Origin of the sequence: Rhizobium sp. K102 (assembly GCF_022385315.1) — a bacterium.
In the GTDB taxonomy this organism is placed as follows: Bacteria; Pseudomonadota; Alphaproteobacteria; order Rhizobiales; family Rhizobiaceae; genus Rhizobium; species Rhizobium croatiense.
This window is the reverse complement of record NZ_CP092436.1, coordinates 4,125,054-4,149,965: the sequence shown is the minus strand read 5'-3', so window position 1 is coordinate 4,149,965 and position 24,912 is coordinate 4,125,054. Positions and strand designations below refer to the sequence as shown.

Annotated in this window: 20 protein-coding genes; 8 read left to right on the top strand and 12 right to left on the bottom strand. The window is 61.6% G+C overall.

Features of this window, described 5'->3' with window-relative positions; all coding sequences use genetic code 11:
• Positions 1-9: 9 nt before the first annotated feature.
• A complete protein-coding gene (locus MHI61_RS26335; RefSeq protein ID WP_239791161.1) occupies positions 10-1,395 on the bottom strand; it encodes a GH1 family beta-glucosidase in 1,386 nt (461 codons plus the stop codon).
• A gap of 266 nt (positions 1,396-1,661) precedes the next feature.
• Between MHI61_RS26335 and MHI61_RS26330 the strand changes: the two genes are divergently transcribed.
• Positions 1,662-2,063 carry a DoxX family protein gene (locus MHI61_RS26330; protein WP_239791160.1) on the top strand — a complete coding sequence of 134 codons (402 nt, stop codon included), beginning with the start codon at positions 1,662-1,664 and terminating at the stop codon, positions 2,061-2,063.
• An 84-nt stretch (positions 2,064-2,147) separates the two neighbouring features.
• Here the strand turns inward: MHI61_RS26330 and MHI61_RS26325 are convergent, their stop codons facing one another.
• The 5 genes from MHI61_RS26325 to MHI61_RS26305 all read right to left on the bottom strand — a co-directional run bounded on the left by MHI61_RS26325 (position 2,148) and on the right by MHI61_RS26305 (position 8,468).
• Entirely contained in the window at positions 2,148-3,335 is a 1,188-nt protein-coding gene (locus tag MHI61_RS26325; RefSeq protein WP_239791159.1) for a Gfo/Idh/MocA family oxidoreductase, read from the bottom strand.
• Between the two features lie 192 nt (positions 3,336-3,527).
• Positions 3,528-4,580, bottom strand: coding sequence for a sugar phosphate isomerase/epimerase (locus MHI61_RS26320; RefSeq protein WP_239791158.1), 1,053 nt, complete (start codon positions 4,578-4,580; stop codon positions 3,528-3,530).
• Positions 4,581-4,825: 245 nt separating this feature from the next.
• Entirely contained in the window at positions 4,826-5,773 is a 948-nt protein-coding gene (locus tag MHI61_RS26315; protein WP_097580447.1) for a substrate-binding domain-containing protein, read from the bottom strand.
• Positions 5,774-5,860: 87 nt separating this feature from the next.
• Positions 5,861-6,865: an ABC transporter permease gene (locus MHI61_RS26310; protein WP_097603872.1), complete on the bottom strand. Its 1,005-nt coding sequence runs from the start codon at positions 6,863-6,865 to the stop codon at positions 5,861-5,863.
• 76 nt (positions 6,866-6,941) lie between these two features.
• Positions 6,942-8,468: a sugar ABC transporter ATP-binding protein gene (locus MHI61_RS26305; RefSeq protein WP_239791157.1), complete on the bottom strand. Its 1,527-nt coding sequence runs from the start codon at positions 8,466-8,468 to the stop codon at positions 6,942-6,944.
• 273 nt (positions 8,469-8,741) lie between these two features.
• Here MHI61_RS26305 and MHI61_RS26300 point away from each other — a divergent pair, with 273 nt between their 5' ends.
• The gene (locus MHI61_RS26300; protein ID WP_239791156.1) at positions 8,742-9,773 is read left to right on the top strand and encodes a LacI family DNA-binding transcriptional regulator; all 1,032 of its coding nucleotides are present in this window, start codon (positions 8,742-8,744) and stop codon (positions 9,771-9,773) included.
• 63 nt (positions 9,774-9,836) lie between these two features.
• On the opposite strand, the gene xylA is transcribed toward MHI61_RS26300, so the two are convergent.
• The 5 genes from xylA to MHI61_RS26275 form a co-directional block, all read right to left on the bottom strand.
• Positions 9,837-11,147 carry a xylose isomerase gene (gene xylA / locus MHI61_RS26295; RefSeq protein WP_239791155.1) on the bottom strand — a complete coding sequence of 437 codons (1,311 nt, stop codon included), beginning with the start codon at positions 11,145-11,147 and terminating at the stop codon, positions 9,837-9,839.
• A gap of 181 nt (positions 11,148-11,328) precedes the next feature.
• Positions 11,329-12,783, bottom strand: coding sequence for a xylulokinase (xylB, locus tag MHI61_RS26290; RefSeq protein ID WP_239791154.1), 1,455 nt, complete (start codon positions 12,781-12,783; stop codon positions 11,329-11,331).
• 18 nt (positions 12,784-12,801) lie between these two features.
• Positions 12,802-13,827: a LacI family DNA-binding transcriptional regulator gene (locus tag MHI61_RS26285; protein WP_239791153.1), complete on the bottom strand. Its 1,026-nt coding sequence runs from the start codon at positions 13,825-13,827 to the stop codon at positions 12,802-12,804.
• Between the two features lie 202 nt (positions 13,828-14,029).
• A complete protein-coding gene (locus MHI61_RS26280) occupies positions 14,030-15,628 on the bottom strand; it encodes a DHA2 family efflux MFS transporter permease subunit (protein WP_239791152.1) in 1,599 nt (532 codons plus the stop codon).
• A gap of 27 nt (positions 15,629-15,655) precedes the next feature.
• Positions 15,656-16,864 (bottom strand): HlyD family secretion protein, encoded by a 1,209-nt coding sequence (locus MHI61_RS26275; RefSeq protein WP_239791151.1) that lies wholly within the window; start codon positions 16,862-16,864, stop codon positions 15,656-15,658.
• 151 nt (positions 16,865-17,015) lie between these two features.
• Here MHI61_RS26275 and MHI61_RS26270 point away from each other — a divergent pair, with 151 nt between their 5' ends.
• From MHI61_RS26270 to lysS, 5 genes are all read left to right on the top strand, one after another.
• Positions 17,016-17,696, top strand: coding sequence for a TetR/AcrR family transcriptional regulator (locus MHI61_RS26270; protein WP_239791150.1), 681 nt, complete (start codon positions 17,016-17,018; stop codon positions 17,694-17,696).
• A gap of 106 nt (positions 17,697-17,802) precedes the next feature.
• Positions 17,803-18,642, top strand: coding sequence for an AraC family transcriptional regulator (locus MHI61_RS26265; protein WP_239791149.1), 840 nt, complete (start codon positions 17,803-17,805; stop codon positions 18,640-18,642).
• A gap of 219 nt (positions 18,643-18,861) precedes the next feature.
• Entirely contained in the window at positions 18,862-19,611 is a 750-nt protein-coding gene (locus tag MHI61_RS26260) for a TerC family protein (protein WP_097603863.1), read from the top strand.
• Positions 19,612-19,856: 245 nt separating this feature from the next.
• A complete protein-coding gene (gltX, locus tag MHI61_RS26255; protein WP_239791148.1) occupies positions 19,857-21,323 on the top strand; it encodes a glutamate--tRNA ligase in 1,467 nt (488 codons plus the stop codon).
• A 22-nt stretch (positions 21,324-21,345) separates the two neighbouring features.
• Positions 21,346-22,842, top strand: coding sequence for a lysine--tRNA ligase (gene lysS, locus MHI61_RS26250; protein WP_239791147.1), 1,497 nt, complete (start codon positions 21,346-21,348; stop codon positions 22,840-22,842).
• Between the two features lie 169 nt (positions 22,843-23,011).
• On the opposite strand, the gene MHI61_RS26245 is transcribed toward lysS, so the two are convergent.
• Positions 23,012-23,752: a hypothetical protein gene (locus MHI61_RS26245; protein WP_239791146.1), complete on the bottom strand. Its 741-nt coding sequence runs from the start codon at positions 23,750-23,752 to the stop codon at positions 23,012-23,014.
• Positions 23,753-23,930: 178 nt separating this feature from the next.
• On the opposite strand from MHI61_RS26245, the gene MHI61_RS26240 reads away from it, so the two are divergent.
• The gene (locus tag MHI61_RS26240) at positions 23,931-24,839 is read left to right on the top strand and encodes a LysR family transcriptional regulator (RefSeq protein ID WP_239792913.1); all 909 of its coding nucleotides are present in this window, start codon (positions 23,931-23,933) and stop codon (positions 24,837-24,839) included.
• Positions 24,840-24,912 lie beyond the last annotated feature (73 nt).

The window sequence follows — 24,912 nt, the reverse complement described above, 5'->3', positions numbered from 1 at the left end:
GATTCGCGCTCAGACAGATCGCTGACCCGGCTTGTGGTTTCCTTTCGGAAATTGTCCCGCGAGGTCGCGATACCATTTGCCGCTCTTCTTCACCGTGCGCAGTTGCGTATCATAATCGACATGGACGAGGCCGAAACGCATCCGGTAGCCTTCCGCCCATTCGAAATTGTCCATCAGGCTCCAGGCGAAATAGCCGCGCATCGGATAGCCGTCCTTGATGAGATCTGCCACGACGCCAAGATGGTCGCCAAGATAGTCGAGGCGCATCGTGTCATTGACCTCGCCATCGGCGACTACGGTATTGTCGCAGGCACCGTTCTCCGTGATGTAGCACTCCGGCAGCTCGTAGCGGCGATAGAGATCCTCGACGAGGAGCTTCAAGCCCGGCGCATAGATTTCCCAGCCGATGTCGGTCTTGACGTCGCTTGCCGGCGGCGCTTTCACGGTCCAGGGAAAATCGCCCTTGCGGTCGGCATCGTCGCCGACGCGCTCGGGCGTGTAGTAATTCAGACCCCACCAGTCGAGCTTCTGGCTGATCAGCTTCATGTCACCGTCCTCAACGACAGGCATGCGGTCACGCAGCGCCTCGACGAATGCCCGGGGATATTCGCCCTTGAAGACCGGATCGAAGAAGGCGCCGTTGTGGAACTGATGCGCGCGCTCGGCGGCGGCGAGATCGGCAGGACTGGTGGAGCCGGGAATGATCGAGGCAGCGTTGAGCACAAGCCCGACCGGCACGTTCGGGGCCTCCGAACGGATCGCCTCGACGCCGAGTCCGTGGGCGAGGTTCAGATAATGCATGGCGTGAAGGGCGGCCTGCATGTTGCGCTCGCCCGGCGCATGGATACCGTAGAGATGGCTGAGCCAGACGATGCACCAGGGTTCGTTGAAGGTCGCGACGGCCTCGAGACGGTCGCCAAGCCGGTTCATCACCGTTTTGGCATAGCGCTGAAAGGCATAAGCGGTCGAGCGTGCCGTCCAGCCGCCGTCGCCGGCAAGCAGCAACGGCAAGTCCCAATGGTAGAGCGTCGCGAAGGTCTTGATCCCCCGCGCCTTGCAGCCGTCGACGAGCCGGTCATAGAAATCGAGGCCGGCCTCATTCACCGGACCTGTGCCGTCGGGAATGATGCGCGGCCAAGCGATAGAAAAGCGATAGGCCTCGACGCCCATCTCCTTGATAAGATCGAGATCCTGCTCCAGCCGGTTATAGTGATCGCAGGCAACGTCGCCATTATCGCGATTGTGGACGCGGCCGGGCATGTTGCAGAAAGCGTCCCAGATGGACGGCTTGCGTCCATCGGCCTTGCTCGCGCCCTCGATCTGGAAGGCGGCCGTGGCGACGCCAAAGGTGAAATCGCCGGGAAAGCGGTCTGCAAGCGTCTTCGCACCGATCATCTGTGACTCCCGTCTCTCAGCGTGTGAATTGATCGTTTCGGCTCGGACTTAGCCAAGCCGGAAAACAAAGTACAGGCCCGGCAGCAGAAAAACTGCAACGTTACAGTAGGCCGTGAAGCGGTGGCGTCTGCAGCATTCTGTCGCTCTGTCCCGCCGCACTCTTCGACGCTGACCGCTCTCATAACGTGAACGTCAGAAGTCGTGACTTGCCGCCGCGCCCGCGATCACCGACACAGCCAAGACATCGCAAACATGAAAGGAATCCGATGCTGTCTTCGATCCATCTGCTGCAGCCGCACCTGCTGAGCCTCCTGCGCATCGTCTCGTCGCTCGTGCTTTTCAGCTACGGCACGCAGAAGATCCTGCATTTTCCGGCCGCGGCAAGCGTGCCGGCGATGGGCTCTCTTTCCTGGATTGCCGGGCTGATCGAACTCACCCTCGGCTTCCTCGTCCTGGTTGGTTTCCAGACCCGCATCGCGGCCTTCGTGCTTTCGGGCCTGATGGCCTTCGCCTATTTCATCGGCCATGCGGGAAAGAGCTTTTATCCCGCGCAGAATGGCGGCGTCGCGGCGATCCTGTTCTGCTTCGTATTTCTTTATCTGGTGGCGGCAGGCGCCGGGCCGCTCAGCGTCGACAGCCTGATGAAGCGCAACCGCGCTGCGGCCTGACGAATGACGGACAGGCCGAGGCGGCCAATGGCCGCCTCGGCATTGTCGCGGGCTCCGCGTCATTCCAGGCGCGGATCGCCAAGCTCAGAGCTTGACCCAGGCGCCGTTTTTCTTCGACGAGGCGACACAAGCTTCGACGAAGGCGACACCCTTCACGCCATCGTCGACTGTGGGATAGACCACCGCCTTGTCGACTGCCTTGCCCTTCTTGCGGGCATTGATCGCATTCGCGGCTTCCGTATAGATCGTTGCGAAGGCCTCGAGATAACCTTCCGGATGCCCTGAAGGCACGCGCGTAACACGGCCGGCAGCAGCTCCGGCGCCGGCGCCGCCACGAGTGATCAGCCGCTTCGGTTCACCGAAGGGCGTGTACCAGAGGTAATTCGGATCCTTCTGCGTCCATTCTAGGCCGCCCTTGCTGCCGTAGACGCGGACCATCAGGCCATTCTCATGGCCGGGTGCGACCTGGCTGCACCAGAGCATACCCTTGGCCGGCTTTTCCGAGCCCTTCGCCTTGAACCGCAGCATGACATGGGCATTGTCATCCAGCCGGCGGCCGGGCACGAAACTGTCGAGATCGGCGGCGAGGCTGTCGAGTTCCAGGCCCGATATGAAGGAGGCCAGATTATAGGCATGGGTGCCGATATCGCCTGTGGAGCCGCCGACGCCGGACTGGGCCGGATCGGTGCGCCAAGCGGCCTGTTTCTGGCCGGTCTGCTCGACCGCCTCGGTCAGCCAGTCCTGCGGATATTCGGCCTGGACGACTCTGATATCGCCGAGTTCGCCGTTCGCGATCATCTCGCGGGCATGGCGGACCATCGGATAACCGGTGTAATTATGCGTCAGCACGAAGAGCGCGCCGTTTTCGTCGGCGACCTTTTTCAACTTCTTCGCGTCGGCAAGATTCGATGTCAGCGGCTTGTCGCAGATGACATGGATGCCGCGCTTCAGGAATTCTTTGGCCGCATCATAATGTACATGGTTCGGCGTGACGATCGCCACCGCCTCGATGCCGTTCTTCAGCTTCGCCTCGCGGATGGCCATCTCGCGATAGCTGGAATAGGTCCTCGACGGATCGAGGCCGAGATCGCGGCCGGACTGAACGGCCTTTTCAGGCGTCGACGACAGCGCCCCGGCGATAAGATCGTACTGATCGTCGATGCGCGCCGCGATCCGGTGCACCGCACCGATGAACGCGCCGGCGCCGCCGCCCACCATGCCGAGCCGGATGCGCGGCTCGCGGGTCTGTTCGGATGATGCTTCGATTGCCATTCTTGTCCTCCTGAATCTTTTTTCATCCCCTTCTCCCCTCGGGGAGAAGGTGGCCCGAAGGGTCGGATGAGGGGGCTTCACGACAGATTTGCCTTTCGTTTGTCGCTCAAGGCATTCGTCGCTATCGCTCCTCATCGCCCTCATCTGCCCTGACGGGCATCTTCTCCCCAATGGGGAGAAGAGGAATAAAATTTAAAGCCCCAGCATCCGCCGGTTGGCCGCCTGATCCGTGCCGCTGCCGGCAAAATCGTCGAAGGCTTTTTCGGTCACGCGGATGATGTGGGCGGCGACGAATTCAGCCCCTTCGCGGGCGCCGTCTTCCGGGTGTTTCAGCGCGCACTCCCATTCGACCACGGCCCAGCCGTCGAAATTATTGGCCGTCATCTTCGAAAAGACCGCACCGAAATCGACCTGGCCGTCGCCGAGCGAACGGAAGCGGCCGGCGCGTTCCACCCAGCCCTGATAGCCGCCATAAACGCCCTGGCGCCCGGTCGGATTGAATTCCGCGTCTTTGACGTGGAACATCTTGATGCGGTCCTTATAGATGTCGATGTTCTCGAGATAATCGAGGCACTGCAGGACATAGTGTGAGGGATCGTAGAGCATGTTGGCGCGCGGATGGTTCTTCACGCGCTCCAGGAACATCTCGAAAGTGACGCCGTCATGCAGGTCTTCACCCGGATGGATCTCGTAGCACACGTCGATGCCGTTTTCGTCGGCATGGTTCAGGATCGGCGTCCAGCGCCGGGCAAGCTCGTCGAAAGCGGTCTCGACCAGGCCCGCGGGGCGCTGCGGCCAGGGATAGATGAACGGCCAGGCGAGCGCACCGGAGAAGGTCGCATGCGCCTTGAGGCCGAGGTTTTTCGATGCGGTCAGTGCCATCTTGACCTGCTCGACCGCCCATTCCTGGCGGGCCTTCGGATTGCCGCGCACCTCGGGGGCCGCGAAGCCGTCGAAGGCTTCGTCATAGGCCGGATGAACGGCGACGAGCTGGCCCTGGAGGTGGGTGGAAAGTTCGGTGATCTCGATGCCGTTCTCGCGGGCTTTGCCGGCGAATTCGTCGCAATAATCCTTGGATGTCGCAGCCTTCTCGAGATCGATCAACTGGCTCGCCCAGGTCGGCACCTGCACGCCCTTGTAGCCGATATCGGCTGCCCATTTGGTGATGGCGTCCCACGAATTGAAAGGCGCGGCATCGCCCGCGAACTGGCCAAGGAACAGGCCGGGGCCCTTGATCGTCTTCATGTCAGATTCCTCCCTGAATATCGACCGTAAACGTTTCTGGAAACTTGTAGCACGCAATTCGGCGGGCGCAAGGCGCCTCTTCGCCCTCGCCCTCGGATCTGGCGTGAGCCCGGATGCGATATGGCTGCGAGCTAATCATGATGGGCTTTGACGAGCAAGAGGTACGTGCAGCATTTTCGGCAGCATGCCGATGGAAAAATAAAAACGCGCCCATTCCTTCGAATGGGCGCATATCTCAATCGCAATCAGAACGGCGAATCCGGGAAGTAGAAGTTCTTGGCATTCTCCTTGGTGACGAGCGTCGCGTCGAGGATGTAATTGCCGTGGACCGGGACCTGATCGTAGAGCGCCGCCGCCGTCAGTTCCATCGCCGTGCCGACCATTGCCGGCGGATAGAGAACGTCGACCGGGATCAGCTTGTCGCCGTCCATGACCTTCTTGATCATGTCCTTGGAGCCGGCGCCGGCAACGACATACTGGATGTCGGTGCGCTTGGCCTGCTCGATCGCCTGCAGAACGCCGACCGCCATATCGTCGTCCTGGCACCAGACGACGTCGATCTTCGGGTACTTGGTCAGATAGTCCTGCATGACCTTGAAGGCGTCGTCGCGGTTCCAGTTGCCGTACTGGCGGTCAAGAACCTTGACCTTGGAGCCGGCGATGCCCTTGTCGAAGCCGTCCTGGCGCTGCTGGTCGATCGGGATCGGCAAGCCGCGGATAACGACGACTTCAGCCTCCGGCGTCTTTTCGGCAATATATTTGCCGGCGACTTCGCCGAGCGCCGGATTGTTGCCGGCGACATAGAGGTCGCGCACGGAGTTGTCGTTGTTGGACGGTGCGCGGTCGACAAGCGCCACGAACTTGCCCTTGTCCTTGACTTCCTTGATGGCGTTGACGAGCGGATCCGGATCCGATGGCAGGATGACGAGGGCGTCGATGCCCTGCGTATCAAGGTCCTGCACGGCGTTGGCCTGTGTCGCGGCATCCGGCGAAGTTTTGACGATGACGTTCAGGCCCGGATGTTCGGCCATCAGCTTCTTGGCAACGCGCTCGGCGTGGAACACGACCCCGGAAGTCCACCCGTGGTCGGCGGCCGGAATGGATACGCCGATCGTGTAGTTCTTGTCCTGGGCGTAGGCTGCGCCGGCAAAAGCCACCCCCGCAACCGCCAGACCCAACATGAGCTTGCGCATGTTATTTCCTCCCAAAAATATCAGGGACTTGTCCAATTCGAGCCGGGTGCCCTGTAAAGCCCGACCAATTCGAGAAGCCGGCTTGCCTTACGATTTGCGCACCAGTGACCGCTGCACCAGCATGGCGATGATGATGATCGCACCCTGGATCGCGCCGATCAGATATTCGCTGATGAAATTCGAAAGCAGCATGATGTTGCCGACGAGTTCGAGAATGAAGGCGCCGCAAATCGTGCCCCAGACACGGCCGGCGCCACCCTTGAGGGCCGTGCCGCCGACGACGACGGCGGTAATGGCCTGCAACTCCCACAAGATGCCGGTCGTTGCCGAAGTTGAGCCGAGACGCGGCACGTAGAGCAGCACGGCGATCGCCACGCAGAGGCCCTGGATGACGAAGGCAATGGTGCGCACGCGATTGACCGCAATACCGGAATAGCGCGCGACGTCACTGTTCGAACCGACAGCCACGACATGGCGGCCGTAACGCGTGCGGTACAGGATGAAGGCCGCAATCGCGGTCACGACGAGGATCACCACGATCGGAACCGGAAGACCGAGGATATTGCCGAAATAGGCCGGACGGTAGAGCGTCTGGATGTCGCTCGAGCGCAAGGTGATTGCGCCGCCCTGCGACAGCCAAGTGGTCAGGCCGCGATAAATGCCCATGGTGCCGAGCGTGGCGATGAACGGTTCGATCTTGCCGACGGTGGTGATGAGGCCGTTGGCGAGGCCGCAAAGAGCCCCGGCAATGACCGTGAACAGCACGGCAGCCGTCAGCATCAGCACCGGATCGGCAATGACCCCCGAATTGATCAGCAGGATCATCAGACTGGCGACGAAGGCCACCATCGAGCCGACGGAAAGATCGAGGTCTCCGGCCGAGATGACGAATGTTGCGCCGACGGCGATAATGGCGATGAAGGCGCAGCGCGTTGCGACGTTGGCGAGATTGGTGATGCCGATGAAATTCGGATTGACCAATGCGCCAACGATGAGAAGCAAGGCCAGGGCGGCAAAGGGTGCAACCGCGCGCAGATCGACGTCACGCCAGGATCTGCGCCGGATTTCCCTGGTCTCTTCGTTAACACTCATATCCAAAACCAACCTCCCGCCCCAGAACTCTGGGTACGTTATCTATTGCCCGCTTCGCCGAAGTCCCGCTCCGCCTTCACGCGGCCGCCTTCTTTTTCAGCCCGGCGGCGTAGCGCATGATCTCCTGCTCGGAAATCTCGTCTCCCTCGAGCACGCCGACGATATGCCCTTCGCGCATCACCGCCACCCGCGTGCAGAGACCGATGACCTCCGGCATCTCCGAGGAAACGACGATGATCGACCGACCGTCCCGGGCAAGCGCCGAAATGAAATGATAGATCTGCTGCTTGGTGCCGACGTCGATGCCGCGCGTCGGCTCGTCGATGATGACGATGTCGGGATCGGTCTCCATGACCTTGGCAAGCAGCAGCTTCTGCTGGTTCCCGCCCGACATGCGGCCGGCGATGATATTGCCGTCACGAACCCTGATGTCGAAGCGTCGCTTGGCCTTCGCTAGCGCCGCCGCTTCGCTGCTCGGGCTGAGATAGCTATGGCGAGAATGCCGCCCGAGCGATTGCAGCGTCAGATTGGCCATCATGCCGGAGCGCAGCAGCAGGCCCTTCGACTTGCGGTCCTTGGTCATGTAGGCAAGCCCGCAGCGATTGGCGGCGTGCACGTCGCCGGAGGGAACGCTTTGCCCCTTGATGACCACTTCACCCTCAAGGCGGGTTCGCAGGCCGGCGATCGCCTCCATCAATTCGGTGCGGCCGGAGCCAATCATCCCGGAGAAGCCGATAATCTCGCCCCTGCGCACCTCAAAGCTCGCATCCCGGACATAACCCGTCGACACCGAGGAAACGCGCAAGACGACCTCCTCGTCGACATCGGGCTCGACCTTGGCGGGATAGAGGCTGGAAAGCTCGCGGCCGACCATCAGCTGCGCGATCGATTCCCCGTCGAGAATTGATGTCGGCGACGTCTTGATCCACTGGCCGTCGCGCAAAACCGTCACCCGATCCGTCAATTCCATCACTTCATCGAGCTTATGGGAGACGAAGACGAAGCTGGTGCCCTGGTCGCGCAGCTTGCGAACCTGCTTGAAGAGCATGCTTGTCTCTTCCCGCGACAAGACGGCCGTCGGCTCGTCCATGAACACGACGCGCGCATCACGGCTGATCGCCTTGGCGATCTCGACCATCTGCTTGTCGGCGATGGAAAGCGTGTTGATCAGCGCATTCTCATCGACATGCGAACCGAGCACATCGAGAACCTTGCGTGTCTCGGCGCGCATATATTTGCGGTCGAGCACACCGAAACGCGTGACTTCACGCCCGAGGAACAGGCTTTCCGTCACAGTCAGATGTTCGGCGAGATTGAATTCCTGGTGGATGATGACGATGCCGAGCGCTTCCGCCGCGCCATTGGGCGGCAGGATAACGGGCTGGCCGTCGAGCAGAATCTCACCGGAGCTCGGCTGCTCGAAGCCGGACAATACTTTGACGAGGGTGGACTTGCCGGCGCCGTTTTCACCCATCAGCGCATGGATTTCGCCGGCACGGAGATCGAAATTGACGCTGAAGAGCACCTGCACGCCGCTGAAGGATTTGCATATGCGCCTGGCGGACAGCACCACGGGTGCGGTGTCGGCGATCTCCACGGTCATCATGCCCTCCCCCAAGAGCGCCTTGCATCCAGCAGAACGCACCGGCGCCGCTCCATCACCTTGAACTAGCGCACATTTCCATTCTGAAAACCGTTCTCGCTCCTCAGAGCTATGCGCTTGCGGCTCCCGTCCGCTTTGGGCCTTATGTAAACCTTTACATCACGCATGTAAAGGTTTACATCGTGGATTTACACAGATCCGCTGAAGCTTGCCTTTGACCTCTCGGCGAGTCTGTGTAGTGTCGCGGCGAAGACAGCCCCAAGGCAGCACGCAGTGTCGAATTCCACGCCCGCTACAATCGAAGACGTCGCCCGGATCGCCGAGGTCTCCATCGCGACGGTTTCGCGGGCAATCCACACCCCGGAGAAGGTCGCCAACTCGACGCGACTTAAAGTCAATCAGGCGATCGCCGTCACCGGCTACACCACCAATGCCATGGCGCGCAGCCTGAGGCTCGGTCGCTCCAACATGATCCTGGTCGTGGCGCCCGACATCGGCGATCCCAATTTCTCCAACATTCTCGTCGGCCTGGAGAACGGGGCGCGCGCCCACGGCTACGGCATCCTGATCGGCCACACCCAGAACGACGCCCAGCGTGGCCTTGAATATCTGAAATTCTTCAACTCCAACCAGGCCGCCGGGCTGATCCTCTTCACCGGCATCCTGCCCTTCGGCCATCAGACGATGACCGCCCGGCTGCCGCCGAGCGTCGGCGTTTTCGAACCGGTCTTCAACGGCGGCATTCCCTATGTCGGCGTCGACGATACCGAGGGCGCGCGAAAGGCGGTGGATCTGCTGCTGGCCGAAGGCCATCGCAAGATCGCCTTCATCGGCGATTCGCGCACCCGGCTTGCCTATGTCAGGCGCCGCATGGGTTACGATGCCGGCCTCGACGCCGCCGGCGTCCCGCCGGATCTCAGGATCGTGCTCGAAGGCGACGGCACGATCGAAAGCGGCCGGCATGCGGTCGAACAGCTCTTCATGCGCGACACGCTCCCGACCGCCTTCATGTGCGTGAACGACCAGACGGCAATCGGCGTGATGATCGGGCTCGGCGCGCGGGGCTATGATATTCCGCGGGATTTCTCGGTGACCGGTTTCGACGACGTGCCGCAGGCCGTCTTCATCTCCCCGTCGCTGACGACGATCCGCCAGCCGCGAACGGCGATCGGCAAACAGGCGATGGCGCTGCTGTTGGAGCTCTTGTCCGATGGTCGGCCGGCCGAGACGGAAATCCTGCTGCGACCGGATCTGGTAGTTCGCAACTCCGTCTCTGCACCGTCGCGCCGATGGTTGAAGCGCTGAAGACGCTATAATAGCCGGCTACAAAGAGCTGCGCCGGCGACCGCTGGCCGCCGGCGCGCCTTATCAGACGTAACGGTTGACGACGTTCTCGAGCAGTTCCTGCTGGCCGGATCTCGGCTGCGGGTTGACGTCCTTGGTCTCGACCCAGTTGGTGATCTCATCCAGCGAGTATTCGCCGCGGAAGAGCTTCTGCGCTTCGGCCGTTTCCCAGCCGGCATAACGATCGGCGAGCGGTTGCGACAGGGCCTTGTCCTCGATCATCTTGGCGGCGGCCTTCAGGCCGCGGGCGCAGCAATCCATGCCGCCGATATGGCCGATCAGCAGATCCGCCGGATCGAGCGACTGGCGGCGCAGCTTGGCGTCGAAGTTGGTGCCGCCGGTCTTGAAGCCGCCGCCTGCCAGAACGTGGTAATAGGCAAGCGCCATTTCCGGAACATTGTTCGGGAACTGGTCGGTGTCCCAGCCGGACTGATAGTCGTTGCGGTTCATATCGATCGAGCCGAAGATGCCGAGCGCATTGGCGAGCGCCAGTTCGTGCTCGAAGGAATGGCCGGCCAGGATCGCATGGCCCTGCTCGATATTGACCTTCACCTCGTTTTCCAGGCCGTGCTTCTTGAGGAAGCCGTAGACGGTGGCGACGTCATAGTCATACTGGTGCTTGGTCGGCTCCTGCGGCTTCGGCTCGATCAGGATCGTGCCCTTGAAGCCGATCTTGTGCTTGTATTCGACGACGAGGTTGAGGAAGCGACCGAGCTGGTCGAGCTCGCGCTTGAGATCGGTGTTGAGCAGCGTCTCGTAACCTTCGCGGCCGCCCCAGAGCACATAGTTCTCGCCGCCAAGCTTCTGCGTGGCGTCGATGCAGGTTTTCACCGTCGCGGCGGCGAAAGCAAAGACATCGGGATCGGGGTTGGTGGCCGCACCCGACATGTAGCGCCGGTTGGAGAAGAGGTTGGCCGTACCCCACAGCAGCTTGGTGCCGGTGGCAGCCTGCTTCTCGGCGAAGTAATCGACGATCTCGTTGAGGTTCTTGGTGTTTTCGGCGAAGTTCTTGCCTTCAGGGCGCACGTCGGCGTCATGGAAGCAGTAATAGGGCGCGCCGAGCAGCGAGAAGAATTCGAAAGCGACGTCGGCCTTGAGCTTGGCAGCCTTCATCGTGTCTTCGAACCACGGGCGCAGGAAGGTCTGGCCGCCGAAGGGATCGCCGCCCGGCCAGGTGAAGGTGTGCCAATAGGCCACCGCAAAACGCAGATGGTCTTCCATGCGCTTGCCCATGACGATCTCGTCAGGCTGGTAATGGCGGAAGGCCAGCGGATTGGTGCTGTCGGGGCCTTCATATTTGATCTTCTGGATATCGCCGAAAAATCCGGTGCTCATGTCAGGTCTCCTTGGGTTCTCGTAGTTCAGTCTGATCGTTCGTGCCGTTCAGCCCCCTCATCCGACCCTTCGGGCCACCTTCTCCCCAGGGGAGAAGGGGAACGAGGCGCTGCCGCGAATCTCTTCTCCCCAGCGGGGAGAAGGTGCAGGCAGGCGGATGAGGGAGCCGCTGGCTCCAGTTTCAATGCGCCAGCGATTTGATCGCCGGATAAAGCGCGCGGTAGCGCTTGTAAGCCTCCTCGTAAGCGCCGCTCAGCGCCGACACCGGTTCGATCGTGCCTGATGTCACCGGCGGCGTGCAGACCGCAATCGGATCGGCACCCGTCGCGGCAATCAGGCCGAGGCGGGCAGCGCCGAACGCCGCGCCGAAATCGCCGTCCGCGGGCAAATCGACCGGAACGCCGAGGGCGGTGGCGATTGACGCCAGCCAGTAGCGCGAGCGCGAGCCGCCGCCGATCGCCGTGACGCGGGATATGCCGGTGCCGGCCGACCGCAGCGCTTCGAGATTGTCGCGGATGGCGAAGGCGACACCTTCGAGCACGGCCTGGGTCAGCACGGCGCGGCTGCTTTCATGTTCCAGCCCGATGAAGGCGCCGCGGATGACGGCATCATTGTGCGGCGTACGCTCGCCGGAGAGATAGGGCAGGAAGGTGACGCCGGTCGGCGCCTTCGGAGTCTCGCCGAGTTCGCCGGTGAGATCGGCGGCCGACTTGCCGGTCACGCCGGAATGCCAGTTGAGCGCATCGGTCGCCGATAGGATGACGCCCATCTGGTGCCAGGTATTCGGCAGCGCGTGGCAGAAAGCATGCACGGCGCTTTCCGGCTTCGGCAGATAGGAGCCGTTGGCGGCAAAAAGCACGCCGGAGGTGCCGAGCGAGACGAAGGCGGCGCCATCGCTGACGGTCCCCATGCCGCAGGCTGATGCGGCATTGTCGCCCGCGCCGCCGGCAACGACGACATTGCCCGATATGCCCCACTGTGCCGCGAGTTCGGATCGCAGCATACCGGCCTGCTGGGTGCCTTCGACAAGCGTCGGCATCTGCTCCTCGGAAAGATGAGTGGCGGCGAGCAGATCGGCCGACCAGGCCCGCTTGCCGGTGTCGAGCCAGGAGGTGCCGGCCGAATCCGACATTTCGGAAATATATTCGCCGGTCAGCCACAGACGCAGATAGTCCTTCGGCAGCAGCACCTTGGCAATCTTCGCGAAAATGTCGGGCTCATGCTTCCTGATCCAGGCGAGCTTCGGCGCCGTGAACCCGGGGAAGACGATATTGCCGGTGAGTGCGCGGAAGCGCGGATCGGCGTCGAGGGCCCCGGCCTCGACATGACTGCGCGTGTCGTTCCACAGAATGCAGGGGCGCAGCACCTTGTCGGCGGCATCGATCAGCGTCGCGCCGTGCATCTGGCCGGAAAGGCCGATACCCCTGACCGCGGCAAGCTCTTTCGGGTGTTTCGCCTTGAGACCGGCGACAGCCTCTTGCGTGGCGCGCATCCAATGGGCCGGCTCCTGCTCCGACCAGCCGGAATGCGGACGCGAAACGTCGAGCGAACCATTGGCCGAGCCGACGATCGTCTGATCGCCGTCGATCAGCATCGCCTTGACGCCGGAGGTTCCGAGATCGAGACCGAGATACATGGGGTTGCTCCTTTGCCTTTACGGCAGATTGTCTTTCAGGAATATGTCGAGACGGATGCGCTCCTGCGCGTCGATGACTGGGAGCCCGTCCGCCTTGGCTTTCAGCACGCGGATCGCGCTGCGCACTTCGTGGCCGGCGTCCTGATTGAGGATCGCATCGATCGTATTGTCGATCAGCGCCGCCCGCGTATAGGTGGTCAATTCATGGGCGATGACGGTCAGCGTCCGGTCGACGGCCTTTTCCTTCAGCGCCCGGATGAGGCCGCGATTGCCGGCGCCGAGGCTGTAGACGCCGACAATGCCGGCATTCCTGGCAAGCGCGTCGGCGACGAGCATATGGGCGATCTCCGGATCGTCACGGCCTTCGAGCACCGGGAGGATCGCCAGATCGGGAAATTCCTCGGCCATGACTGCGGTGAAGCCCTCCAGCCGCTCGCGATGGTCGCGCACCAGCATGGACCCGGCGAGCACGGCGATCTCGCCCTTTCGCGGCCCGAGGAAGCGGCCGAGCAGACGGGCGGCCGTGCGGCCGGCCGCGATGTTGTCGACGCCTGCATAGTGGTGGCGCATCGAGCCCGTGAGGTCGGACACCAGGGTGACGATGGGGAAGCCCGCATGCACCAGCCTGTCGACGGTGGCGCGCACCTCAGGTGCATCGGTCGCGACCATGGCAATGCCGCAAGGCTTTTCCCGAGAGAGCTCTTCGAGCACAGCGACGAGAGCGGCCGGATCGAAGGCCGGCACCTCGACGGTGCGAATATCGGTGCGCTCGGCAGCCGAACGGAGGATCGCTTGCCGGATTTCCCCATTGAGCCCGTGCATGAAGGAATTGTCGCTGGCCGGCAGGATGAACACCAGCGGATAGGTGCGGCCCTTGGCGAGATTGGCAGCAGCCACGTCCCTGGTATAACCGAGCTCGCGGATCGCGGTCTCGACCTTTTCGCGCGTGACATGGCGCACACCCGGACGCCGGTTGAGAACCCGGTCGACAGTTGCAAGACTGACCCCGGCAGCGGCAGCGATATCGTGAACTGTTGGCCTCATCATTCCTCCTGATGAGACCATTACCGCCAATTTTGATGTACGTAAATCAAAAAAACGACGGGTTCGCCGATCGCGTTTCCCGCATCGCTGCCAGCCTGAGCCGGTCAGCAGGACGATTATTGGCTGATCGCATAGAGGCTGGAAAACTGCAAACAAAAAGGTCCTCCGGAGAGGACCTTTTCATGGGGCGGCAGGCCGGAGGTCAGTGGCCGCCGCCGCCTCCCCCGCCTTGCGGCGCGGGTTTCTGGATCATCGCGACTCCAAGGATCATCGCGACGAAAAGCGCGGTCAGGATCAGGAAGACGTCGCTGAAGGACAGGATGACAGCCTGTTTGGTGGCAAGCCCGACCATCTGCTTGATCGCGACCGAGGCGCCGTCCATGCCGTAGCTGTTGAAATTGGCGGCCATGTTGTTCATCTGGTCGATCGCCGCCGGATTGCCCCAGTCGATATTTTCCCGCAACCGCTCGTAATGCACGTCCTGCCGATTGGTGAGCACGGTGTTGATGACGGCAAGGCCGACGGCGCCGCCGAGGTTTCTGGTCAGGTTGAACAGGCCGGACGCGCCGCGGATTCGCGAGGGCGGCATCGTGCCGAGGGCGATGTTGTTGATCGGCACCATGCACATCATCAGCCCAAAGCCGCGCAGGATCTGCGGGATGAAGAGCTCGTAGAAATCCCAGTCCGCCGTCAGATGGATCATGATGTAGGTGCCGGCGGCGAAACTGACGAAGCCGATCACCATCATCAGGCGCAGGTCCATCTTGGTCGACAGCCGGCCGGCGATCGGCGCGGTGACGAACATCGCAAGGCCGGAGACAAACATCGTCTCGCCGATCATCAGCGAGTCATAGCCGCGGATGCGTCCGAGATAGACGGGATAGATATAAGTGAGGCCATAGAGGCCGATACCCATGACGAAGGAGAAGACCGAGCCGAAGGAGAAGTTTCTGTTCGCAAAGGCCTTGAGATCGACCACCGGGAATTCCACCGAAAAGGCGCGATAGAAGAAAATGATGGCCGAGACGCCTGAGGCAACGGCCGCGATGGCGATGGATTCGTCGTTGAACCAGTCGTTGGAATTGCCCTCTTCGAGCACGTATTCCAGCGCCCCGAGGAACACGCCCATTGAGACCAGTCCCCACCAGTCGAACTTTTTGAACAGCGACAGTTCCGGCTTGTCGAAATCGATGAAGTTCCAGGTGACGATGGTGACGATGATGCCGGGAATGATGTTGACCAGGAACAGCCAATGCCAGGAGAAGGCGTGGCTGAGATAGCCGCCGACCGTCGGGCCGATGGTCGGCGCCAGCGTCGCGATCAGGCCGATGATCGGCGAGACGATGCTGCGCTTCGACGGCGGGAAGATCGTGAAGGCAGCCGCGAAGACCGATGGGATCATGCCGCCGCCGATGAAGCCCTGAATGGCGCGGTAGACGATCATCTGGTCGATATTCGTCGCCGTCGCCGCAAGCGCGCTCGCCATGGTGAAACCGGCCGCCGAGATCGCGAAGAGATAGCGCGTCGAGATGATGCTCGCCAGCGTGCCTGACAGCGGGATCATGATCACTTCAGCGATCAGATAGGCCGTCTGCACCCAGCCGATCTCGTCCGAGCCGGCCGAAAGGCCGGCCTGGATTTCCGCAAGCGAGGCCGAGACGATCTGGATGTCGAGGATCGACATGAACATGCCGACCACCATCGCGAAGAAGGCGATGAGCTTCCTCGGATCCATGCGATCCTCAGCATGGGCAGGTAACGCCGGAATCGTTCCCGCTGTTGCTGTCGCGCTTCCGGCCATCGGACCACCTCCGCCTTGTCTCAAGGCTTACTTGCTCGGCGCCGTGCGGGTATCGACGTCAACGACGACGCTGAGGCCCGCGCGCAGACGCCCGCTGTCGAGCGCCTCCTGCGGCAGCGCGATGCGCACCGGCACGCGCTGGATCACCTTGGTGAAGTTGCCCGTCGCATTTTCCGGCGGCAGCAGCGAGAAGACCGAGCCGGACGCCGGCGAGATCGATTCAACGGTGCCGACGATCGGATGGTCGTCATAGGCGTCGACATGGACGTTGACCTTCGAGCCGGCAACGAGATGCTGGATCTGCGTTTCCTTGAAGTTGGCGTCGATATAGAGCTCATGCACCGGAACCAGCGCCATCAGCCGCTGCCCGGGCGAGACGAGATCGCCTTCCTGGACCGAGCGATTGCCGACAATGCCGTCGTAAGGCGCCTTGAGCACGGTGAAGGAGAGATCGCGGGCGGCCTTGTCGCGCGAGATTTCCAGCGCCCGGACCGAGCCCTCGGCTTCCTTGCGCTGGGCCTGAAGAATGGTGATATTGGCTTGTGCAGCGGTGATGTTGGCGTCGCCGCCGGCAAGATTGGCCTTGGCCTGGTCGAGCGCGATATTGGCGTTGTCGAGATCGGCAGCAGTGCCGACCGACTTCGCCTGTAGCTCGCTCTGGCGTTTCTGGGTGATTTCGGCACCACGAACGGCCGCTTCGAGTGCCACCTTCTGCGCCCGCGCCTGCGCAAGGCTTGCATTGGCGCCTTCGATCTGCGCGTCGATACGCTGCAGCGAAAGCTGTTCGGTGGCGATCTGGGCCTGCGCCTGATCGAGGGCGTTCTGATAGTCGCCGTTATCAAGCGTGGCAAGCACGTCGCCCGCTTTGACTTCCTGGTTGGCGACCACATTCACCTTCGCGACGTAGCCCGTGACCTTTGGCGAAATCGTTGCGATATCGCCCTCGATATAGGCGTCGTCGGTCGACACCATGAAGCGGCCGTTCGTCCACCATTCGTAACCATACCAGCCGCCGCCCGCCAGAAGAGCGAGCACGACGATCGGTAGCACCGGACTGCGGCGCTTCTTCGCAGCCGCGCGTGCTGCGACCGAAGCCGGCGCCGACGGCGCGGGAGCGGACGGCTTTTCCAGGGCTTCCGCCGTCGGAGCCTCCACAACAGTCGCGACCTCGGCCTCTTCGGCTTCGGCCTTTTCGCTGACGATACGCGCGACGTTGCTTTTCTGGTTGCTCGACATGGCCACTTACCGATCTTGGAGTAATTGATCGAACTGAACGGTTCGGTTCAGTTGACATAAACCTGTTTTACCGTCATATCAAGATGCATAGAACCAATCGGTTCGATTTCTTTAAATCAAAGGGCGAAACCATAAACACGGTTAAGGAGACATGACGCTGAAACCCGAGAATGCCGCCGTATTCAGCCCTCCTCCTGCTGGAGGCCGATTTGCCGCGGGCGAAGATCCGGCCAAGCGCCAGCAGATCCTCGACGGCGCCAAGCGCGTCTTCATGAAAATGGGTTTCGATGCGGCCAGCATGAACGATGTGACGCGGGAGGCCGGTGTTTCGAAGGGAACGCTCTACGTCTACTTCACCAACAAGGAAGAACTGTTTTCGGCGATGGTCGAAACCGAGCGTGCCGCCTTCGTCGCCGCTGTCCGCACGGCGCTTGCCGAACACGACGAGCCCGAATCCGGGCTGTACGAATTCGGGATAAGCTTCGTCACCCATATGACCGACGAAAAGGTCATCACCGCGATGCGCACCGTTCTCGGCGTTCGAGACCGCATGCCCGCGCTCTGTCAACGCTTCTTCAAGGGCCCGGTCAATCTGCGCACCATAATGCGCGATTTTCTCGAACGCCACATCGCCGCGGGCACGCTCGAGATCGATGACATCGATCTCGCCGCCGGCCAGTTTCTCGATCTTGCCAGCGGCAGTTTCTTCAAGCTGCGTCTGTTCGGCAGCATGGAGGAACCGCCGAGCCGCGAAGAAATCGACCGCGTCATCCGCGGTGCGATCAAGGTCTTCATGGCGGCCTATGGCGCGCGCCGGCACGACACCGCCTGATACGCTTTCTTGACTGCTCGCTTGCATCGGCCAAAACTCCGCAAGAACGATCAAACCCCGCTTTCGACTTTTCTCTAAGGAAGAAGCCGCAACCAGGGGAGTGAAAATGAGCGCCATCGCACGGGCGATCTGGTTCATAGAGAGCCATTTCGAAAGCGATATATCGCTGGACGAGATATCGGAAGCAGCCGGATTGTCGCGCTACCATCTGTCGCGCGTCTTCGGGCTGGTCACCGGCCACTCGATCAGTGGCTATATCAGGGGGCGGCGCCTCAGCCGCGCCGTACCCGCGCTGGTGAGTGGCTCATCCACCATCCTCGAGGTTGCGCTTTGCGCGGGCTACGGCTCCCACGAAGCTTTCACCCGTGCCTTTCGCGACCAGTTCGGCATGACGCCGGATGCGGTGCGCAGACAGGGGCACACTCGTAACCTTGTCTTACTGGAGCCGATCAGAATGGACCCCGCCCATCTCAGCGACCTCGAAGCACCCCGCTTCGAAACCCTGCAGCCGATGCTTCTTGCCGGCTTGGAGGAGATCTACGCCCATGGCGGCGATGCCGCCATCCCTTCACTCTGGCAGAAGTTCAATGGCCATTTCGGCCATATCTCCGGCCAGAAAGGCAATGTCGCCTACGGCGTCTGCACCCATATCGACGGCGAAGCGGAGAAATTCCGCTACATGGCCGCCGTGGAGATTTCCGATACCGGCGATCTGCCCGCCGATTTTGCGACGCTCAAGCTTCCCGGCCAGCGCTACGTCGTCTTCACCCATCGCGGCCATGTCTCCGGCATTTCTCTCACAATCAACCGGATTTTCGGCGCGTGGTGGCCGTCCTCGGGTCTGGAGCACGGCGAGACGCCGGACATGTTCGAACGCTACGACGAGCGCTTCGACCCCTATACCGGCACGGGTGTCACCGAAATCTGGTTGCCGATCAGAGCATGATGCCGAAAAGTGCGAGCGGTTTTCGGGCGACATCATGCTCTAACTCTTTAACTTAGAACAGGATTCAAATTTAAGGCCGGCCCGGCCTTAAATCATCCTGTTCTAAGGAATAAAAGTCACATCGATTTCGTATATCCCCTTGCGGCGCTTGCGCGGCAAGCCGCCGACACTACATTGCGGGGCGTCATCGTTCATGTGACGCAAAGGGGATATACGCTGATGCAGGAAATTGTGACGCTCATTCAGGATCCGGCCGCCTGGGTGGCGCTCATCACGTTGGTGGTGATGGAAGTCGTTCTCGGGATCGACAACCTGATCTTTATTTCCATTCTGACCAACAAACTGCCGCCCGAACACCGGGAAAGAGCCCGCAAGATCGGCATCGGCCTTGCCCTGATCATGCGTCTTGCTCTGCTCGGCACCATCGCCTGGATCGTGCAGCTGACCGAACCGCTGTTCGAAGCCTTCGGACACGGCTTCTCCTGGAAGGATCTGATCCTGATCGCCGGCGGCTTGTTCCTCGTCTGGAAGGCTACCAAGGAAATTCACCACAGCGTCGATCCGATCGACCATCAGGAGGATTTCATCGCGACGTCGGCAACGACCGGCTTTGCATCGGCGATCGGCCAGATCCTGCTGCTCGACCTCGTCTTCTCCGTCGACAGCATCATCACCGCCGTCGGCATGACGCCGCATCTGCCGATCATGGTGATCGCCGTCATCGCCGCCGTCACCGTCATGCTGGTCGCCGCCACCCCGCTTGCCAACTTCATCGAGCGGAATCCGACGATCGTCATGCTGGCGCTCGCCTTCCTGCTGATGATCGGCACGACGCTGATCGCCGAAGGCATGGGTTTCCACGTCCCGAAGGGCTACGTCTATGCCGCCATGGCTTTCTCGGCGCTGGTCGAGGTGCTGAACATGTTCGCCCGCAACGCCCGCAAGCGCAAACGCGAAGGCGCTCACTGAGACTGAAGCAAGGGGCGCGTCGCAACCGGCGCGCGCCCTGCACCAGCATCGTCAGGCCCTTTGCAGGCGCGGTTTTTCTTGACGCGCCGGATTGAATATGGCCTAAGGCCAGCCGAACGGACGATCGGCGGATGGTGCGGGCGCATGCCCTTTTTCCGGCCGGTTTGCCGAAGATATCTGCATCCTTCCGGCCGAACGTCGCTTTCCCGCGAAAACCGTCCGGCATTCATTGACGGGCACACACAATGACAGTTTCCGGCACAGCTACCGGCGTTCGCGTCCGCATCGCTCCCTCGCCGACCGGCGAGCCGCATGTCGGCACCGCTTATATCGCTCTCTTCAACTATCTCTTCGCCAAGAAGCATGGCGGCGAATTCATCCTGCGCATCGAAGATACCGACGCGACGCGCTCGACCCCTGAATTCGAGACGAAGGTGCTGGACGCGCTGAAATGGTGCGGGCTGGAATGGAAGGAAGGCCCCGATATCGGCGGCCCCTATGGCCCTTATCGCCAGTCCGACCGCAAGCCGATGTACCAGCCTTATGCCCAGGAGCTCCTCGACAAGGGCCACGCCTTCCGCTGTTTCTGCACGCCCGCGCGGCTGGAGCAGATGCGCGAGGCGCAGCGCGCCGCCGGCAAGCCGCCGAAATATGACGGTCTCTGCCTCAGCCTGACGGCCGAGGAAGTGACCTCGCGCACCGCCGCCGGCGAAGCCTCGGTCATCCGCATGAAAATCCCGGCCGAAGGCTCCTGCGATTTCACCGACGGCGTCTACGGCGATGTCTCCATCCCCTGGGATTCCGTCGACATGCAGGTGCTGATCAAGGCCGACGGCATGCCAACCTATCACATGGCCAACGTCATCGACGACCATCTGATGCAGATCACCCATGTGGCCCGCGGCGAGGAATGGCTGGCTTCGGTGCCGAAGCACATCCTGCTTTATCGCTATTTCGGCTGGGATCAGCCGGTCTTCATGCATCTGTCGCTGATGCGCAATGCCGACAAGTCGAAACTGTCGAAGCGCAAGAACCCGACCTCGATATCCTATTACTCCGCGCTCGGCTATATACCCGAAGCGCTGATGAACTTCCTCGGCCTGTTCTTCATCCAGATCGCCGAAGGCGAGGAACTGTTGACGATGGATGAGCTGTCGGAAAAGTTCGATCCCGACAACCTCTCCAAGGCCGGCGCGATCTTCGACATCCAGAAGCTCGACTGGCTGAACGGCCGCTGGATCCGCGAGAAGCTCTCCGAAGAGGAGTTTCAGGCGCGCGTGCTGACCTGGGCGATGGAAAACGACCGCCTGAAGGAAGGCCTGCGCCTGTCGCAGACCCGCATTTCCAAGCTCGGCGAGCTGCCCGATCTCGCCGGCTTCCTGCTGAAGTCCGATCTCGGCCTGCAGCCGTCCGACTTCGCCAAGATCAAATCGCCGCCGGAAGAGATTCTTGAGATCCTCAACACCGTTCAGCCGGATCTCGAAAAGATCCTGGAATGGAATGTCGAGACGATCGAGGCGGAGCTGCGCGCCATCGCCGACCGCATGGGCAAGAAGCTGAAGGTCGTGGTCTCGCCGCTCTTCGTCGCCGTCTCCGGCTCGTCGCGCTCGCTGCCGCTCTTCGATTCCATGGCGATCCTCGGCCGCTCGGTCGTGCGCCAGCGCCTGAAGCTCGCCGCGCAGGCCGTCGCCGCACTTGTCGGCTCGAAGTAAGAACAGTCAGAGGATTTCGACAGTGGCTGACAACAAGACCGAAAACACTCTTTCCTCCGACGCGACTGAGGTGCGCGCCCAGAAGCTGAAGCTGCTGCGCGAGCAGATCGGCGACGTCTATCCGGCGCATTTCCACCGGACGATGACCAATGCCGAGCTCGGCGCCAAATACGAATCCCTGGAACCTGATGTGGAGACGCAGGATGTCGTCACCGTCGCCGGCCGCGTCTATTCCTCGCGCAATTCGGGCATGTTCATGGATATCCATGACGCCTCCGGCAAGATCCAGATCTTCTCGCATAAGGACGTCACAGGCGAGGAAGCCCGCGCCCTGCTGCCGATGATCGACATCGGCGACATCATCGGCGTCACCGGCATCGTGCGCCGCACCAAGCGCGGCGAACTGACGATCAACGCCCAGAAGATCGAGATGCTGACCAAGTCGCTGCTACCGATGCCCGAGAAGTGGCATGGCCTTTCCGACATCGAGCTGCGTTATCGCAAGCGCCATCTCGACATCATGACCAACGAGGATTCGAAACTTCGTTTTCAGCAGCGCTCGAAGATCGTCTCCGGCATCCGCCGCTTCATGGAGAATGACGGCTTCATGGAAGTCGAGACGCCGATGCTGCAATCGATCTATGGCGGCGCCACCGCCGAGCCGTTCAAGACGCATCACAACACGCTGAAGCTCGACATGTATCTGCGCATCGCGCCGGAACTGTTCCTGAAGCGCACGCTGGTCTCGGGCCTCACCGACAAGGTCTTCGAGATCAACCGCAACTTCCGCAACGAAGGCGTCTCGACCCGGCACAATCCCGAATTCACCATGATGGAGTGTTATTGGGCCTATGCCGATTACGAGGACATGATGGACCTCGTCGAGCGGCTGTTCGAGAGCTTGGCGCTTGCCATTCACGGCACGACGGAGTTCCCCTTCGGCGACAAGACGATGTCCTTCAAGGGGCCGTTCAAGCGCGTGCCGATGCCCGATGCCGTCAAGCAAGCGACCGGCATCGATTTCCTCGCGATCAAGACCAATGAGGAAGCGCGCGCTGCTGCCAAGGCGGCCGGCTTCGCCGTCGAAAAGGATTGGACCTGGGGTGAATGCCTCGCCTTCATCTTCGAGGAGAAGGTCGAAGCGACGCTGATCCAGCCGTCCCATGTCACGCATTTCCCGAAGGATATCTCGCCCTTCGCCAAGGAGGTGCCGGGCGAGCCGCGCCTTGTCGAGCGCTTCGAGACCTATTGCAACGCCTGGGAACTCGGCAACGCCTTCTCGGAACTCAACGATCCCGAAGAGCAGCGCCGACGCATGGTCGAGCAGCTCGAACAGGCGCATGCCCGCGGCGAAAAGGAAAAGCAGCTGGACGAGGAATTCCTCGACGCGATCGACCAGGGCATGCCGCCCGCCGGCGGCCTCGGCATCGGCGTCGACCGTCTGATCATGCTGCTGACCAATGCGCCGTCGATCCGCGACGTCATCCTCTTCCCGGCCCGCCGCAGCAAAGCCGACTGACAGCAAGAGACGTCGGAAAACGAAAGCGGAGTGCCACTGCATAATTCCTTAAATCGGAATCGATTTAAGGAGAGAATTATGCAGCCATCCGAAAGTGCTACAGCGTCCTTTGCGCGTCTGATAAGACGCGCAGGCGCTGTAGGGGCGCTCCGCTTTTTTCATGCTGCGGTCAGTGTGTCTTTGGAGCTTCCGCCGGCGGCTCTTCGGCCGGCGCCTCAGCCACGACGGCGGGGCTGCCGCTCTCGCCGGCGGGCACGGCTTCGCTTTCGGCTGCCGGGGCCGCGTCATGTCCGCCGCCAGCATCCTTTTTGCCCTTTTCCTCATTCTTGGTCGAGGCGACGGCGACCGGGTCGACACAATCCTCGGGATCCTTGAACGAGGCGCTGATCATGGCGATCTCGTCGGCCGGCATGTCGATGCGCTCGCCGAAGAACAGCCCGTTTTCGCTGGCCATGCCGTCATAGTAGTGCGCCGTATAGGGCTTGTCATCGAGACCGGGAACCGTCTTGTCGGGATGCGGGATGTAGACTACGTCGGCGCCGATTGCCCGGCCGCGAATATCGGCGCGCAGCGTCGGGCCGTTCTCGTCGAGCACCACCACCTGTACCAGATCCGGTTTCTGTGCGGCATAAACAGCCTGGGCGACACGCAGCGCGGTTCTGACCCGCGTCATGCCGTCGGTCGGTTCGGTCTTGATGTATTTCCGCACCCAGACGTGATCCTGCTTCTTGATCGTCACCAGGTTGACGTCGGAGCATTCGAGCCCGGCGCCGCCGCCGGAGACACCGATCAACCTGTCCTTGCCGACATAAAGCGCCGCACCACCGGAAACGCCCGCCAGAAGCGAGACGCCACCGATGATGATTGCCAATTTCCGGGAGGGCCGGAATATGCGCAGTAAGGCCTTCACGCCAACTGCTCCGCCATCTCAAACTCCAACGCAGGACAGGTGCTGGGAATGCTAGAGAAATGACGTTTCCGAAAGTTTAAGTGAGCATGCCAAGCCTGCTCCATTTTGAAAAACACCAAAAAAGGTCCGCCTTTTTCAACCGCTTGCCACCGCACATTCCGCCATGCTCTATACACTGATGGCCTTCACGCTTCGCCAGATCCAATATTTTGTCGCCGTGGCCGAACAAGGTTCGGTGACACGTGCCGCGCAGAACCTTTCGATCTCGCAATCCTCGGTGACGGAAGCGCTGAAGGAGCTCGAAACCGATCTCGGCGTCGAGCTCTTCGAACGCCATCCGCGCGGCCTGACGATCACCCACAACGGACACCAGTTCCTTCGTCACGCGACCAAGATCCTTGCCTCCGTCTCCGATGCGCGCACCAGCTTCTCCGGCCGGCAGAGCGCCCTTTCGGGCACGCTGAACATCGGCGTCACCTCGCTCGTCGCCGGCTACGTTCTCTCTGACTTGCTGGCGCGATACCGGCGCGCCTGTCCGGGCGTCGAGATCAGTGCGATTGAGGACAATGGCGGCTATCTCGAACATCTCCTGGTTGGCGGCGAACTCGATGTCGCCGTCATGGTGATATCGAACCTGCGCGACCGCATGGCGCTGCAGGCGGAAATCCTCGAAACCTCACCCTATCGCCTATGGCTGCCGATGGGCCATCCGCTGGTTTCGGCCGACATCATCTCGGTGGCCGATATCGCTCGCGAACCGCTGATCATGCTGACGGTCGACGAGATCGAGGAGAATACCGGCAAGCTACTGTCGGCGCTCGGCGCCCGCCCGCATGTCGCCTTCCGCACCCGCTCGGTGGAGGCGGTACGCAGCCTGGTCGCCACCGGCGCCGGCGTGGCGCTGCTTCCCGATCTCGTCTACCGCCCCTGGTCGCTCGAAGGCGACCGCATCGAGAGCCGCGACGTCTCCGGTTCGTTGCCGGTGGTCCAGGTCGGCATGGTCTGGCGCAAGGGCTCCAGCCTGCCGCAGGCGGCGCGAGACTTCGTCGGCATCGCCGAAAGCCTGCGATCCGGCCGCGTCCGCTGATATCGGAATTTCCGATATCGCCTTTCTGACAAATGAATTTGCGAAAGCGCCCATTTGGGATCACCTTCTTGAG

Excerpts from the sequence above, each read along its gene's own strand:
- MHI61_RS26335 (WP_239791161.1), bottom strand. The coding sequence starts at position 1,395 with ATGATCGGTGCGAAGACGCTTGCAGACCGCTTTCCCGGCGATTTCACC.
- MHI61_RS26330 (WP_239791160.1), top strand. The coding sequence starts at position 1,662 with ATGCTGTCTTCGATCCATCTGCTGCAGCCGCACCTGCTGAGCCTCCTG.
- MHI61_RS26325 (WP_239791159.1), bottom strand. The coding sequence starts at position 3,335 with ATGGCAATCGAAGCATCATCCGAACAGACCCGCGAGCCGCGCATCCGG.
- MHI61_RS26320 (WP_239791158.1), bottom strand. The coding sequence starts at position 4,580 with ATGAAGACGATCAAGGGCCCCGGCCTGTTCCTTGGCCAGTTCGCGGGC.
- MHI61_RS26315 (WP_097580447.1), bottom strand. The coding sequence starts at position 5,773 with ATGCGCAAGCTCATGTTGGGTCTGGCGGTTGCGGGGGTGGCTTTTGCC.
- MHI61_RS26310 (WP_097603872.1), bottom strand. The coding sequence starts at position 6,865 with ATGAGTGTTAACGAAGAGACCAGGGAAATCCGGCGCAGATCCTGGCGT.
- MHI61_RS26305 (WP_239791157.1), bottom strand. The coding sequence starts at position 8,468 with ATGACCGTGGAGATCGCCGACACCGCACCCGTGGTGCTGTCCGCCAGG.
- xylA (WP_239791155.1), bottom strand. The coding sequence starts at position 11,147 with ATGAGCACCGGATTTTTCGGCGATATCCAGAAGATCAAATATGAAGGC.
- xylB (WP_239791154.1), bottom strand. The coding sequence starts at position 12,783 with ATGTATCTCGGTCTCGATCTCGGAACCTCCGGCGTCAAGGCGATGCTG.
- MHI61_RS26285 (WP_239791153.1), bottom strand. The coding sequence starts at position 13,827 with ATGAGGCCAACAGTTCACGATATCGCTGCCGCTGCCGGGGTCAGTCTT.
- MHI61_RS26280 (WP_239791152.1), bottom strand. The coding sequence starts at position 15,628 with ATGGCCGGAAGCGCGACAGCAACAGCGGGAACGATTCCGGCGTTACCT.
- MHI61_RS26275 (WP_239791151.1), bottom strand. The coding sequence starts at position 16,864 with ATGTCGAGCAACCAGAAAAGCAACGTCGCGCGTATCGTCAGCGAAAAG.
- MHI61_RS26270 (WP_239791150.1), top strand. The coding sequence starts at position 17,016 with ATGACGCTGAAACCCGAGAATGCCGCCGTATTCAGCCCTCCTCCTGCT.
- MHI61_RS26265 (WP_239791149.1), top strand. The coding sequence starts at position 17,803 with ATGAGCGCCATCGCACGGGCGATCTGGTTCATAGAGAGCCATTTCGAA.
- MHI61_RS26260 (WP_097603863.1), top strand. The coding sequence starts at position 18,862 with ATGCAGGAAATTGTGACGCTCATTCAGGATCCGGCCGCCTGGGTGGCG.
- gltX (WP_239791148.1), top strand. The coding sequence starts at position 19,857 with ATGACAGTTTCCGGCACAGCTACCGGCGTTCGCGTCCGCATCGCTCCC.
- MHI61_RS26240 (WP_239792913.1), top strand. The coding sequence starts at position 23,931 with ATGGCCTTCACGCTTCGCCAGATCCAATATTTTGTCGCCGTGGCCGAA.